At 69.2% G+C, this 13472-nt stretch carries 13 protein-coding genes; 8 read left to right on the forward strand and 5 right to left on the reverse strand.

Annotation, left to right across the window (positions count from 1 at the left end; translation table 11 throughout):
• Positions 1-76 precede the first annotated feature (76 nt).
• The 5 genes from LV75_RS10770 (at position 77) to clpX (ending at position 5610) form a co-directional block, all read left to right on the forward strand.
• Complete coding sequence (locus tag LV75_RS10770; protein WP_253886667.1) at positions 77-1081, forward strand: LLM class flavin-dependent oxidoreductase; 1005 nt, start codon at positions 77-79, stop codon at positions 1079-1081.
• 128 nt (positions 1082-1209) lie between these two features.
• On the forward strand, positions 1210-2583 hold the full coding sequence (tig, locus tag LV75_RS10775) for a trigger factor (protein ID WP_253886668.1): 1374 nt from the start codon (positions 1210-1212) through the stop codon (positions 2581-2583).
• A gap of 162 nt (positions 2584-2745) precedes the next feature.
• Entirely contained in the window at positions 2746-3327 is a 582-nt protein-coding gene (locus LV75_RS10780) for an ATP-dependent Clp protease proteolytic subunit (RefSeq protein WP_253886900.1), read from the forward strand.
• Positions 3328-3363: 36 nt separating this feature from the next.
• On the forward strand, positions 3364-4002 hold the full coding sequence (locus tag LV75_RS10785) for an ATP-dependent Clp protease proteolytic subunit (RefSeq protein WP_253886669.1): 639 nt from the start codon (positions 3364-3366) through the stop codon (positions 4000-4002).
• A 315-nt stretch (positions 4003-4317) separates the two neighbouring features.
• Positions 4318-5610 carry an ATP-dependent Clp protease ATP-binding subunit ClpX gene (gene clpX, locus LV75_RS10790; protein WP_253886670.1) on the forward strand — a complete coding sequence of 431 codons (1293 nt, stop codon included), beginning with the start codon at positions 4318-4320 and terminating at the stop codon, positions 5608-5610.
• Between the two features lie 294 nt (positions 5611-5904).
• Here clpX and LV75_RS10795 read toward each other — a convergent pair whose 3' ends face one another.
• The 5 genes from LV75_RS10795 to LV75_RS10815 form a co-directional block, all read right to left on the reverse strand.
• The gene (locus LV75_RS10795) at positions 5905-6045 is read right to left on the reverse strand and encodes a hypothetical protein (protein ID WP_253886671.1); all 141 of its coding nucleotides are present in this window, start codon (positions 6043-6045) and stop codon (positions 5905-5907) included.
• 141 nt (positions 6046-6186) lie between these two features.
• Positions 6187-7071, reverse strand: coding sequence for an alpha/beta hydrolase (locus LV75_RS10800; protein ID WP_253886672.1), 885 nt, complete (start codon positions 7069-7071; stop codon positions 6187-6189).
• A 131-nt stretch (positions 7072-7202) separates the two neighbouring features.
• Positions 7203-8381, reverse strand: coding sequence for a CaiB/BaiF CoA transferase family protein (locus tag LV75_RS10805; RefSeq protein WP_253886673.1), 1179 nt, complete (start codon positions 8379-8381; stop codon positions 7203-7205).
• A complete protein-coding gene (gene fdhD, locus LV75_RS10810) occupies positions 8378-9199 on the reverse strand; it encodes a formate dehydrogenase accessory sulfurtransferase FdhD (protein ID WP_253886674.1) in 822 nt (273 codons plus the stop codon). Before fdhD ends, LV75_RS10805 begins: the two co-directional genes overlap by 4 nt.
• 137 nt (positions 9200-9336) lie before the next feature.
• Entirely contained in the window at positions 9337-10677 is a 1341-nt protein-coding gene (locus LV75_RS10815; protein WP_253886675.1) for an alpha-lytic protease prodomain-containing protein, read from the reverse strand.
• Between the two features lie 125 nt (positions 10678-10802).
• Here LV75_RS10815 and LV75_RS10820 point away from each other — a divergent pair, with 125 nt between their 5' ends.
• The 3 genes from LV75_RS10820 to LV75_RS10830 are packed head-to-tail and all read left to right on the forward strand — an operon-like array spanning position 10803 to position 13472.
• Positions 10803-11597 (forward strand): SDR family NAD(P)-dependent oxidoreductase, encoded by a 795-nt coding sequence (locus LV75_RS10820; RefSeq protein WP_253886676.1) that lies wholly within the window; start codon positions 10803-10805, stop codon positions 11595-11597.
• A gap of 46 nt (positions 11598-11643) precedes the next feature.
• Complete coding sequence (locus LV75_RS10825) at positions 11644-13173, forward strand: phytoene desaturase family protein (RefSeq protein WP_253886677.1); 1530 nt, start codon at positions 11644-11646, stop codon at positions 13171-13173.
• On the forward strand, positions 13170-13472 hold the full coding sequence (locus LV75_RS10830) for an SCO4225 family membrane protein (protein WP_253886678.1): 303 nt from the start codon (positions 13170-13172) through the stop codon (positions 13470-13472). Before LV75_RS10825 ends, LV75_RS10830 begins: the two co-directional genes overlap by 4 nt.

A 13472-nucleotide genomic window follows, 5' to 3' on the forward strand; every position in this document is an offset into this window, starting at 1 on the left:
GCCACCGGAACGGCCCAGTACCGATCACCCTGCCGCCGCTTGCCCGCGGGCCACTGACCCGGTACCAGCCGGAAGCGTGAAACTCGGAGTCTTCCTCCTCGCCGCCAGGTTCCCCGGACAGACGGACACCGATGCCCTCCGCCGGACGGTTGACATCGCCGTCGCCGCCGACCGGGTCGGGCTCGCCGACGCCTGGGTGGCCGAGCACCACTTCATGCCTTACGGCACTTGTCCGGACGCCATCACCCTCGCCGCACACCTACTCGGCCGCACCACCCGAATCGACGTCGGTACGGCCATCAGCGTTCTCACGACAGCCCACCCGGTAGCCCTAGCCGAGCGCGCCCGGCTCCTGAGCATCGTCAGCGGCAACCGCTTTCGGTTGGGCGTGGGCCGGGGCGGTCCATGGGTGGATCTAGAGGTGTTCGGGTCGTCTATAGAGCGCTACCAAACCGGCATGCCTGCCGCGCTCGATCTGCTCCTTCGAGCGCTGCGCGAGTCAACTGTGGAGGGAAACGCCAACCATCCATTTCGGTCAGTTCCGATCGTGCCAACCCCAACGGCTCCACCAACTCTTCACCTCGCCTGCACCTCACTAGCGACAGTTGAGCTTGCCGCCGCCCGAGGTGTCCCGATGCTCCTCGGGATGCACATGACAGACGACGAAAAGCGCGCCTTCGTCGACCACTACCGAGCCTCCGGTGGACCTGCCGACGCCGACCACGTCTCTACGGTCGTGGTGCACATCGCTGACACGCGCGAACAGGCCGTCGCGGAGGTCATGGCCGCCGCGCCGGGGTGGCTCCAACAGGGGCTCGCCGCCCACGTCCGGGTCGACGGCGGCCCCGGCCCGAGTAGAGATCCAGTGGCGTACGCCCGGTACCTGTGCGACCTTCACCCCATCGGCGACCCGGCTTTCTGCGCTCATCGGCTCCGCGACTCCAGCCACCGGTCCGGGATCGACCACGTGATCGCGTTGGTCGAGGTGACCGGCTCCACCGGGCACGCGTTGCGCACCCTCGGCGAGCTCGGCGCGGGGCAGGCGACCCCGCCGGGGTCCGACCTGGGCAAGCTCGCCTAGACTCGGGGGCTGATCCAGGCCGTCCGCGTCCGACCGGGCTGGACTCGGGAACGCCCCAGCTGGGCCGCCCCGCCACCACCGCTAGGCACTACCGCTGTTGCCGTAGTCAGTCGCACGAGGAGAACACGTTGAAAAGCACCGTCGAGCAGCTGAGCCCGACGCGGGTACGGATCAACGTCGAGGTGCCGTTCGACGAGCTCAAGCCGAACTTCGACCGCGCGTACCGCAAGCTCGCCAGCCAGGTCCGCATCCCGGGCTTCCGCCCGGGCAAGGCCCCTGCCCGCGTCATCGAGTCCCGCATCGGCCGCGCGCCGGTGCTCGACGAGGTCGTCAACGAGGCGATCCCGGCGAAGTACATGGAGGCCGTCACCGCCGGTGAGGTCAAGGCCCTCGGCCAGCCCGACATCGAGGTGACCAAGCTGGAGGACGGCGACCACCTCGCGTTCACCGCCGAGGTCGACGTCCGCCCCGACATCACCATCCCCGCCTTCGGCGAGTTCTCGGTCACCGTCGAGGACCTCGAGCTCGCCGACACCGAGGTCGACGAGCAGCTCGACGAGCTGCGCGCCCGCTTCGGCACCCTCACCGGCGCCACCCGCCCGGTCGAGGACGGCGACTTCGTGTCCATCGACCTGTCGGCCACTGTGGACGGCCAAGAGGTCGAGGACGCCAAGACCAGCGGCCTGTCCTACCAGGTCGGCTCCGGCGAGCTGATCGACGGCATCGACGAGGCCCTGCTCGGTGCCGAGGTCGGCGACACCAAGAACTTCACCACCGCGCTCGTCGCCGGTGAGTTCGCCGGTCGCGACGCCGACGTGTCGGTCACCGTGCAGTCGGTCAAGGTCCGCGAGCTGCCCGAGGCCGACGACGACTTCGCCCAGCTGGCCAGCGAGTTCGACACCATCGACGAGCTGCGCACCGACCTGCGCGAGCGGCTCACCAGGGTCAAGCGCATGCAGCAGGGCGTGCAGGCCCGCGACAAGGTGCTCGACGCGCTGCTGGAGACCGTCGAGGTCCCGCTGCCGGACAAGGTCGTGGAGGCCGAGGTGTCCTCGCGCCAGCACGACGCGGTGCACCCGTTCGACCACGACGAGGCCAAGCTCGACGAGTACCTCGCGACCCAGGACAAGACCCGTGAGGACTTCAACGCCGAGGTGCTCGCCGAGTCGGAGAAGTCGGTCAAGACCCAGCTCATCCTCGACGCCATCGCCGAGGCCGAGGCGGTCCAGGTCAGCGACGCCGAGCTGACCGAGCGGATCATCTACCAGGCCCAGCGCTTCGGCATCAGCCCGGACGAGTACGTGCAGCGGGCCCAGCAGTCCGGCCAGCTCGGCGCGATCTTCGCCGACGTGCGCCGCGGCAAGGCCCTCGCCTCGGTCGTGCGCCAGGCCGAGGTCGTGGACGCCTCGGGTGCCAAGGTGGACCTCTCCGAGCTGTTCGGCGCCCCGGACGGGGAGCAGGCGGCGGAGGAGACCCCGGCCGAGGAAACCGCGGCGCGGTAGCCACCCGGACGGGTGCAGGAGGCGTGACGCTCTTAGCGAAAGTGGGCGGTGTCGGGAAGTCGGCGCCGCCCGCCTTCGTTACTGTCGGTCTAGTAGAGATCAGTAGTACGCAGGCAGACTTGGAGAAGGCAGGCAGACGTGACGCAGCACCTCTCGCCCCATATGCGGTCCACCGCGGGGCTAACCCTGAACGACTCGGTGTACGAGCGGCTGCTCCGTGAGCGCATCGTCTTCCTCGGCTCCGAGGTCGACGACGAGATCGCCAACCGCATCACCGCGCAGCTGCTGCTGCTCGCCGCGGAGGACCCCGAGCGCGACATCACCTTCTACATCAACTCTCCCGGTGGCTCCGTCACCGCGGGCATGGCGATCTACGACACCATGCAGCTGATCGAGCCGGACGTGGCCACCTGGGGGATGGGTCTGGCGGCATCGATGGGCCAGTTCCTGCTCGCCTCCGGCACCCCGGGCAAGCGCTACGCGCTCCCGCACGCCCGGATCATGATGCACCAGCCCTCCGCCGGGGTCGGTGGTACCGCTTCCGACATCGCCATCCGCGCGCAGGTGTACGCGAAGTGGAAGTACGAGATGGCGCTGATCACCGCGCAGCAGACCGGGCAGACGGTGGAGAAGGTCACCGCCGACGCCGACCGCGACCGCTGGTTCACCGCGGAGGAGGCCAAGGAGTACGGCTTCATCGACCACGTGGTGAGCCGCGCGGCGCGCGTGGGCTCGGCGAACTGATCCCGGCCGCGGACGCAGAGAAAACAGGAGCACCTCGTGAGTGAGATCCACGTTCCGCACCTCCCGCAGTCCCGCTACGTGCTGCCGTCCTTCGTGGAGCGCACGAGCTACGGGCCCAAGGAGTCCAACCCGTACAACAAGCTGTTCGAGGAGCGGGTCATCTTCCTCGGCGTCCAGGTCGACGACGCCTCCGCCAACGACGTCATGGCGCAGCTGATCTACCTGGAGTCGACCGACCCCGACCGCGACATCACGATGTACATCAACTCCCCGGGTGGCTCGTTCACCTCGTTGATGGCCATCTACGACACGATGCAGTACGTCCGGCCCGACATCCAGACCTTCTGCCTCGGCCAGGCCGCCTCCGCGGCCGCGGTCCTACTGGCGGCGGGCACCAAGGGCAAGCGGTTCGCGCTGCCCAACGTCCGGGTGCTCATCCACCAGCCCTCCACCGAGGGCGTCTACGGCCAGGTCTCGGACCTGGAGATCCAAGCCGCGGAGATCCAGCGGGTGCGCGCCGCCCTGGAGATCACCCTGGCCAGGCACACCGGCAAGGACGTCGACCAGGTGCGCCGCGACATCGAGCGGGACAAGATCCTCACCGCCGACCAGGCCAAGGAATACGGCATCATCGATGAGGTCTTGCCCTACCGGAAGCTCTCCACCCAGAGCTGAGTGGGCGAAATCCCTCGGCTGAGGCGGTGGTCGGTCGAAAAGACCCGACACGCGAGCCGTGGACGGCCTACCGTGTTCGACTAGGTTCGGGGCCCCGGCCCCGACACCGGGTCGACACCCGCAGTGCAGCAATCGGCTCGCGTCGGCGCCTGCTTCTCCCGCTTCGGCGGGGTTGGCGGGTACCGTCGAGGGCAACGGTCGCGACCGGCCCGGTCACGCGTGGTCTCTGACCCGTGTGACCCGGGCCCGGCCGGGCCGGACACACAGCCAGGCGCACCGCCCCGGGTGCGCCGGAGGGGACAGAGGTCAGCGGTCATGGCACGTATCGGTGACGGCGGAGACCTGCTCAAGTGCTCTTTCTGCGGGAAGAGCCAGAAGCAGGTGAAGAAGCTCATCGCCGGCCCAGGCGTGTACATCTGTGATGAGTGCATCGACCTCTGCAACGAGATCATCGAGGAGGAACTCGCCGAGGCGGGCGACGTCAAGCTCGACGAACTGCCCAAACCGGCCGAGATCCACGACTTCCTCGACCAGTACGTCATCGGCCAGGACGACGCCAAGCGCTCCCTGGCCGTGGCGGTCTACAACCACTACAAGCGCATCCAGGCCGGTGACCGCGCCCGGCCGGAGGGCCGCGAGTCCCGCGAGGAGACCGTCGAGCTGGCCAAGTCCAACATCCTGATGTTGGGCCCCACCGGCTGCGGCAAGACCTACCTCGCGCAGACCCTCGCCAAGCTGCTCAACGTCCCGTTCGCCATCGCCGACGCCACCGCGCTCACCGAGGCGGGCTACGTCGGCGAGGACGTCGAGAACATCCTGCTCAAGCTCATCCAGGCCGCCGACTACGACGTCAAGCGCGCCGAGACCGGCATCATCTACATCGACGAGGTCGACAAGATCGCCCGCAAGAGCGAGAACCCGTCGATCACCCGCGACGTCTCCGGTGAGGGCGTGCAGCAGGCGCTGCTCAAGATCCTCGAGGGCACCACCGCCAGCGTCCCGCCGCAGGGCGGCCGCAAGCACCCGCACCAGGAGTTCATCCAGATCGACACGACGAACGTGCTGTTCATCGTGGCCGGCGCGTTCGCGGGCCTGGAGAAGATCATCCAGGACCGGGTCGGCAAGCGCGGCCTGGGCTTCGGCGCCGAGATCCGCTCCAAGGCCGACCTGGACGCCGCCGAGGTGTTCTCCGACACGATGCCCGAGGACCTGATCAAGTTCGGCCTGATCCCCGAGTTCATCGGCCGCCTGCCGGTGCTGGCCAGCGTGACCAACCTGGACAAGGTCTCCCTGGTCCAGATCCTCACCGAGCCGCGCAACGCCCTGGTCAAGCAGTACCAGAAGCTCTTCGAGATGGACGGCGTCGAGCTGGAGTTCACCGACACCGCCCTCGAGGCCGTGGCCGACCAGGCCATCCTGCGCGGCACCGGTGCCCGCGGCCTGCGCGCCATCATGGAGGAGGTCCTCCAGTCGGTGATGTACGACATCCCCAGCCGCACCGACGTGGCCAAGGTCGTCATCACCGAGCAGACGGTCCGCGAGAACGTGAACCCCACCATCGTCGCCCGCCAGCCCTCCCGCCGCGAACGCCGCGAGAAGTCCGCCTAGTTCTCTTCCCCCCACAAGGCCGCCGCACCCCCTCCGGGTCCGGCGGCCTTCTGGCGTGCCCCCACTCCTCCAGCTCCCCCCACTTATCCACAGCCCCCCGCCCACCCGCCCCGCCGTCCTGCCTCTCTCCGATAGGCTGTACATCGGGGGCAGCTCGGCCAGTTTGATCTTGCAACCCCCGTCCGACCTGCGGCTCCACCCGAACCCCGCCGCCAAGTCCCGCACCCCCACACCCCACCGCGCGCCCCGCCCACCGCGAGTTATCCACAGCCCTCGGTCCGACACCCACCACCCTCAGCCCTGACCGCCAACCCCCGCGACCGCCCGGAGGTCCGCCATCGCGGCCGTCGCCGTCGCGATGAGGTGGTTGAGGCTCTCCTCGCTGAAGACCAACTCAACGAGGTCGTCGAGTTGGCTGCCGAAATGCAGGGACACGTCGTCCCGGCTGACGGCTACGAGATCGGTGCCCTACGTCAACACCGCTCTTAGCGCGAACCGCGTCTTCCACCGCAGCGTGGCCGAGCTAAGAGACGTCACCGTCACCGTCATCCTCAACGAGCCGCGCACACCCGCGACCTACCCCTGGTCGGCGGCCCTCGGCGCGTGCTTGCCCAGGAAGTCCAGCACCGACGGCACCACACCCCGGTAGAACGAGTCCCCGTGCCCACCGGGTCCCGTGTACGCCACCTCCGGCCGCGCCAGCCGGATGAACTTGCGGGTGCCCTCGATGAAGTGGTCCTCGGTCCCGCACCAGATCCCGACCGGCGTCTGCCCCAGCTTCTCGACGTTGCGCAGCGGGTCCAGCGACGCCCACTCGAGGTTGTTCTTGAACGCCCGCCGCGTGCTCATCTCGCGCCACGACATCAGCAGGCCCGGTGAGATGGCGGACACCGCGTTCAGCGGGCGACCCAGCTCGTTGCGGCGCCGGGCGTAGAGCAGCGCCCCGAACCCGCCCATCGACACCCCTGCGCACGCGAACGGCTGCGGTGCGAGCCCCCGCTGCGCCAGCCACCGGGGGATCTCCTCCAGCAGCATCCCCATCGAGTTGTCGCCGACGTGGTTCTCGTGCCAGTAGTTGTCGCCGCCGTCGACCGCGACGAAGGCGAACGGCGGCAGCGAGCCGTCGGCGACCCGCTTGGCCAGCGTGCGGGCGAGACCGGTGGGGGCGGCGCGCCGGGCGTTGCCGCGCAGGCCGTGCAGGAACAGGCAGACGGGCAGGTTCCGGTCCGGCCGCTCCTCGGGCAGGATCGTGACCAGGTCGATCTCGGCGCCACGGGCCGCCGAGCGCACCCGCTCGGTGCGGATGACCGGGTCCACCCCGCCGAGGGTCTCGGCGAGCGCGTTGAGCACCGGCAGCGTCCCGCTGGCCGCGCCGAGCGCGATCCCGGCGGTCGTGGCACCAGCGGCACCGGCGACGAGCAGGGACCGCCTGCTCACCCGCGCCTTGCCCAGTCCCGCCATGGTTCCTCCCCGAGCACCCGACGGACCCAGAGCCCCCCTGGGTTCGTCCCTCACCTCAATCGTGTGAGACGCGCCGGACGTTTCTCGGTTCAGACACACAGGGTCGCATTCGTGTTCCCCCGCCCGCCCGTTCAGACCAGTGGTGTCGCCGAAGTCACCCCCCGCGACCGCAGGTCGGCGATCTTGTCCACCGGGTACCCGAGCCACGCCAGCACCGCGTCGGTGTGCTCGCCGAGGGCGGGTACCGGTGCGGCTTCCCAGGTCAGGCCGTCTACCGGGGGTCGGAGCAGCGGTGTCACCCCACCGGGGACGGGCACCTCGGTCCACCGCCCCCGGGCGACCAGTTGCGGGTGTCGGGTCAGCTCCCCGACCGGTCGGGTCCGGGCGGCGGGGACGTCCGCTCGATCCAGATCCGCGAGTAGCTCGTCAGAGTCCACCTGATCGAAGTAGGTCTGCAACTGGGCGTGCAGCTCCGCCCGGTGCTCCACCCGCCCGGCCACGGTCTCGAACCGCGCGTCCGGTGCCAGCGAGACCACCGCGCACAGCCGCCCCCACTGCCCGTCGTTCTGCACCGCCAAGTGCACCGCCCCGCCATCCCGGCAGGTGAACGGCCCGTACGGCGCGATCGTCGGGTGATGCGCCCCCACCCGCTCAGGGTCCTTGCCGGTCCCGTGCGCATAGAGGGCGGGCTGGTGCATCCACTCCGCTAGCGCCTCCATCAACGTCAACCGCAGCGTGGCACCTTCACCGGTCTTAGAGCGCCCCAGCAGCGCCGCTAGAACCGCCGCATGAAGTTGGGTCCCGGCGGCGATATCAGCCACTGAGATCCCGGCGCGAGCCATAGAGGACCCGTCCCCAGTAGCCGCAACCAGCCCGGTCTCAGACTGGATCAACGCGTCGAAGGCCTTCCGGTCGCGATAAGGGCCGCCATCGCCGTAGGAGGACAGTTCCGCCACGATCAGCCGCGGAAACGCCGAACGCAGGGTGTCGGCGTCCAGCCCAAGCCTGCGCGCCGCACCGGGGGAGAGGTTGCACATCACGACGTCCGCCCGCGCGGCAATGGCGGTGACCACTGCGGCCCCGTCGGGATGCTTGAGATCAACCGTGAGCGACTCCTTGCCCACGTTCGTCCAAGCGAAGTAGCTCGACACGTCCCCACAGGCGCGGTCGTAGTGCCGGGCGAAGTCGCCGGACCCGGGTCGCTCTACCTTGATGACTCTTGCCCCAAGATCCGCCAGCAGCCTTGTTGCGTAAGGCACGGCTACCGCTTGTTCCAAGCTCAGCACGACCAGGCCGTCGAGCGGTCTCACACGACCCGCCCGTCGCCCGTGTAGAGGTTCATGGTCTCGCCGCGCAGGAAGCCGATCAGCGTCATCCCCTGCTCGTCAGCCAACTCCACGGCCAACGACGATGGCGCCGACACCGCTGCGAGCACAGGCACGCCCGCCATCGCGGCCTTCTGAACCAACTCAAAGGACGCCCGCCCCGACACCAGCAGCACGGTCTCGCGCAACGGCACCAAACCCTCTTGCAGTGCCCACCCCAGCACCTTGTCGACAGCGTTGTGCCTACCGACGTCCTCCCGCACTACCAGCGCCGTACCGTCCGAAGTGAACAGCCCAGCCCCGTGCAGCCCTCCTGTACTACCGAACAGCTTCTGCTTCTCCCGCAACACATCCGGTAGCCCTGACAGCATCCCAACCGAAATCCGTATCTCATCCGCGGCGGGGGAGTACCGAGTCTTCAACCGAACCGCGTCCAAAGCAGCCTTACCGCAAACCCCACAAGACGACGTCGTGTAGAAGTTCCGCTCCACACCGGGATCCGGCGGCGGCACCCCCTCCGCCAACGCGATGTCGAGCACGTTGTACGTGTTGCGCCCCTGATCGTCCACACCGTCGCAGTACCGCGCGATCGCGATGTCCGCGCGATCCCCGATGACCCCTTCGGTCAACAGGAACCCGTGCGCCAACTCCACGTCGTGCCCCGGGGTCCGCATGGTGACCGCCAGTGCCCGCCCGCCGACCCGGATCTCCAGCGGCTCCTCGGCCACCAGCGCGTCCGGCCTGACCCGCCGACCTTCCGGTCCTACCCGCACCACCGGCCTGCGCACCGTCACCCGTCCCATGGCCCCCAGCCTAGGTCCGCGCACAGCAGAAAGGCCGCCCCCCGGCGCCTGCGTTCGTCGGGGAGCGGCCCGCTCTGGGGGTTACCGCAGAACTCTTACCGCTGAGCTCTTACTACCTAGCTCTTACTGCTGAGCTCTTACTGCCGAGCCCACAGGGACGGCACGTTCGGCGGCTCCCAGCCAGGCAGGGAGGTGTGTCCCTGGATGGCCCGGTAGCTGGAACCGCCGTAGGTCACGACAGCGCCAACGGCGTAGTTGGTGTACGCGGCCCAGGTACCGCCACCGGGGTTACCGGTGGTGGTGGTAGTGGGGTTGCTGGTCGTCGGGTCGGGACCACCCTGGGTCAGCAGGCGCAGGCTGTAGACCTGCAGGATCTCGTTGACCGGCTGGAAGTAGAAGGTGCCGCCCTGGCTGCAGTTGCCGGAGCCACCGGAGGTGACGCCCTGCGCCTGGTTGCCCGCCAGCCACGAACCGCCCGAGTCGCCCGGCTCGGCGCACGCGCTGGTCCGGGTCAGGCCGGTCACGGTGCCCTGCGGGTAGGTGACCGAGGAGTTCTTCTGCTGGATGGTGCCGCAGCGCCAGCCGGTGGTGGAACCGGAGCGGCAGACCGACGCGCCGACAGCGGCCTCGGTGCTGCCCGCGACGCCGACGGTCGTGTTGCCGGAGTAGCGGTTGACCAGCGGCCGGGGGGTGTTGCCCGCGGCGACGCGGACCCAGCCGTAGTCGTTGCCCGGGAAGCTGGACCCGGCGACCGACCCGCTGGGGTTGGTGGTCTGGGTGCCCGCGGTGCCGCAGTGACCGGCGGTGACGAACCCGCCCTCGACGGAGAAGCCGATCGAGCAGCGGCTGCCGCCGAAGCTGTACGCGTTGCCACCGATGACGTCGATCAGCGGCCGTGGCTCCTCGGCCGTCGTCTCGAAGCGCACGGCGGCGGTGTCCAGGCCGCTGGCCTTGGCCCACGCGGTCGCGGCGTCCTGGCCGCCCGCCTTGGTCAGCACCACCACTGCGTTGGTGTTGACGTCGACGTACCAGCCCGGGACGGTCTTGGGCGCCTTGCGGGAGTTGTCGTCCAGCCGGGCCTTGGCCGCGTCGAGCTGGGCCTGGCTGCGGCTGACGACCTTGGGGACCGCGCCGAGACCGCGCACCTGGTCCGCCTTCGAGGCGTCGGTGACCGCGACGGTCAGCGTGTTGGCGCCCGCGTCCAGCCACGCGCCGCCGAAGGTGCCGCCGAGCGTGCCGCGCAGGGCCTGCTCGGTCTTGGTGGCCTTGTACTCGCGGTTGAGGCGCTGCTTGGCCTGCTCGGTGGTGATCTTCAGGTCACGGGACATGGCGCTGAGGACATCGGCCGAGGCCACATCGGCCACGGCGACGGCCGGGGCCGACTGGCCCGCCGTCGCCGAGGGGGTTAAGGCGATGGCGGTCGTGAGACCACCCGCCGTGAGTGCTGCCAGTGCGGCAGCGGTGAACTTGCGATTCATCACGCTCTCCAATTGAGGGCGAGGTGTGCAGGGTAGGTCCCGACGGTAGGAGGGGAATCCCCCATATTGGTACATACCAATGAGGTCATACCTCCCATTTCGACCGCTACTGGGAAGGTGGGAACATGAATACTGGGAACGAATCGGCCGCCGAGGTGACTCGACCACCGCGCCGGGTCCTGGTTACCGGCGCGTCCGGTGGTATAGGCGCCGCAGTCGCCCGGTCCTTCGCGGCGCAGGGTGACCGGATCGCGGTGCACTACTCCAGTCGAGTGAATCGGGCCGAACGGCTCGTCGCCGAGTTGCCCGGCGACGGTCATCTGGTGGTCGGCGCCGACCTGACCGACCCCGCCGCCGTTCCGCCACTCGTGGCGGCCACGGTCGAGGGCTTGGGCGGCGTGGACGTGCTCGTCAACAACGCCGCGCTGCTGACCCCGGCGCACCCGCCGGTCACCACGTCCTACGCCGACTGGACCCGGGCCTGGCGCGACGTCCTCGCGGTCAACCTGATCGGCGCGGCCAACCTGACCCACCAGGTCGCGGTCCGCATGATCGAACAGGGCGGCGGCGGCCGGATCGTCAACGTCGGGTCCCGGGGCGCCTTCCGCGGCGAACCGGAGCACCCGGCGTACGGCGCGAGCAAGGCGGGTCTGCACGCGCTGGGTCAGTCCCTGGCGATCGCGCTCGCCCCGCACGGCATCTCGGTCACCTCGGTCGCGCCCGGGTTCGTCAACACCGAACGCGTGTCCGGGCGACTGGAGGGGTCGGCAGGGGATGCCATCCGCGCGCAAAGCCCGTTCGACCGGGTAGCCACGCCGGAGGAGATCGCGGCGGCCGTGGTGTACCTGGCATCCCCGGAAGCACTGTGGGCGTCGGGGACGATCCTCGACCTCAACGGAGCCTCTTACCTGCGCACATAGGGCGCTGCACTTACAGGACAGCGCCTATCGCACTACGGTCGGCTTGGTGGACGCATATGACGTTGTCGTGGTCGGCGGTGGCCACAACGCGCTTGTCGCTGCCGCTTACCTCGCCCGCTCGGGCCGGTCGGTTCTGGTGCTTGAACGTCTTGGGCATGTAGGTGGTGCCGCGGTGAGCGCTAGCCCGTTCCCCGGGGTGCGCTTGTCGCGGTACTCCTACCTAGTCAGCCTGCTGCCAGACCAGATCGTCAGCGACCTGGGCCTACGACTCACGCTGCGCTCCCGGTCGGTGTCGTCCTATACGCCTCTTGAGCGCGACGGCGTGCACACCGGGCTGCTGGTGGGTGGGTCAGGCACCGCAGCCTCCTTCCGGGCTCTTACCGGATCTGACAGTGAATACGTCCGCTGGCAAGACTTCTATGCCGCGATGGCTCTTGTGGCGCAGGCTGTCGCGCCAACGATGCTCGAGCCATTGCCTGATCGAGCCGCGTTGCGCGATCTGGTCACCAGCGCCGCAGGTCAGGACGCTTGGCGTTGGGTCTTCGAGCAACCACTAGCCCAGACGTTGGAAGAGGTCTTCACCGACGACGCGGTACGAGGTGTTGTCGCTACCGACGGCCTGATCGGTACCCACACATCGCTCGCCGATCCTGATCTAGCCGCAAACCGCTGCTTCCTCTACCACGTCATCGGTAACGGCACCGGCGACTGGCGTGTCCCCGTCGGCGGCATGGGCGCGGTGACGGGAGAACTCGCCCGGGTCGCCCGGGAAGCGGGCGCCGACCTACGTACTAACGCCGAAGTTGTCGGGATTGCGGCTGATGGCACTACCGCCGAGGTGACCTACCACCACAGCGACACCGAGGTTACTGTCGCCGCCCATCACGTCTTCTCCGGTGTCGCTCCTGCTGTGCTCGACCGCCTACTAGGCCGCCCCGCGCGTCCATCCGCTCCTGGCGCCCAACTCAAGATGAACCTCTTGCTCGACCGCCTACCCCGCCTCCGCTCCGGCGTCCGCCCCGAGGACGCCTTCGCGGGTACCTTCCACCTCGACGAGACCTACACCGACCTGGAGACCGCCTACCGCGAGAGCGCCGAGGGGCGTCCGCCGACCCGGCCACCGGGCGAGATGTACTGCCACACGCTGACCGACCGGTCCATTGTGGACTCGCCGACCGCGCACACCCTGACCCTGTTCGGCCTGCACGCCCCCGACACCCTGTTCGACACCCCGGGTACCCAGGACGTCCTGGTCAGCCGGTACCTCGAGGGCTTGAACCGCTACCTGCTGGACCCCATCGAGTCCTGCCTGGCCACCGTCGACGGCGCGCCGTGCCTGGAGGCCCGCGACCCCCGCGACCTGGAGGCCGAACTCGCCATGCCCAGGGGCAACATCTTCCACGGTCCGCTGACCTGGCCGTACGGCACCGCCTGGGGTGTCGAGACCGACATCCCCAACGTGCTGCGCTGCGCCAGCTCGACCCAACGCGGCGGCGGCGTCAGCGGTATCGGCGGCCACAACGCCGCCATGTCCCTCCTGCGACCAGCCGCCGCGGACGGCAGGCTGGCGGGGTGACGACCACGAGGTGGAGCAACCAACGCCGAGCGCGCAAGGTCGTCCTCGGCTACGTCGGCGTGATCACCCTCGCCTTCATCGCTGTCGCCGTTCTCCTGGCCGTGCACACCGGCCCGGACGCGTCCTTCGCCGGGGTCCTGGCGATAGCCGTGACCCTGCCCGCGTCGCTGCTGGTCGTGCTGACCCCCGACCTCGCCCCACCCTGGGACGGCGTCCTGACCACCGCCGTCCTGGTCGCCGGGGCTCTGGTCCAAGCCTGGCTCCTGTGGCTGCTCTTCCGCGGCCACCGGCTGGACTGA

This window comes from Actinokineospora diospyrosa (assembly GCF_024171925.1).
Classification (GTDB): Bacteria; Actinomycetota; Actinomycetes; order Mycobacteriales; family Pseudonocardiaceae; genus Actinokineospora; species Actinokineospora diospyrosa.

What these genes read in the sequence shown, in the direction of transcription:
- LV75_RS10815 (WP_253886675.1), bottom strand. Translation starts at nt 10,677, where the DNA reads ATGAATCGCAAGTTCACCGCTGCCGCACTGGCAGCACTCACGGCGGGT.
- LV75_RS10800 (WP_253886672.1), bottom strand. Translation starts at nt 7,071, where the DNA reads ATGGCGGGACTGGGCAAGGCGCGGGTGAGCAGGCGGTCCCTGCTCGTC.
- LV75_RS10780 (WP_253886900.1), top strand. Translation starts at nt 2,746, where the DNA reads ATGCGGTCCACCGCGGGGCTAACCCTGAACGACTCGGTGTACGAGCGG.
- fdhD (WP_253886674.1), bottom strand. Translation starts at nt 9,199, where the DNA reads ATGGGACGGGTGACGGTGCGCAGGCCGGTGGTGCGGGTAGGACCGGAA.
- clpX (WP_253886670.1), top strand. Translation starts at nt 4,318, where the DNA reads ATGGCACGTATCGGTGACGGCGGAGACCTGCTCAAGTGCTCTTTCTGC.
- LV75_RS10820 (WP_253886676.1), top strand. Translation starts at nt 10,803, where the DNA reads ATGAATACTGGGAACGAATCGGCCGCCGAGGTGACTCGACCACCGCGC.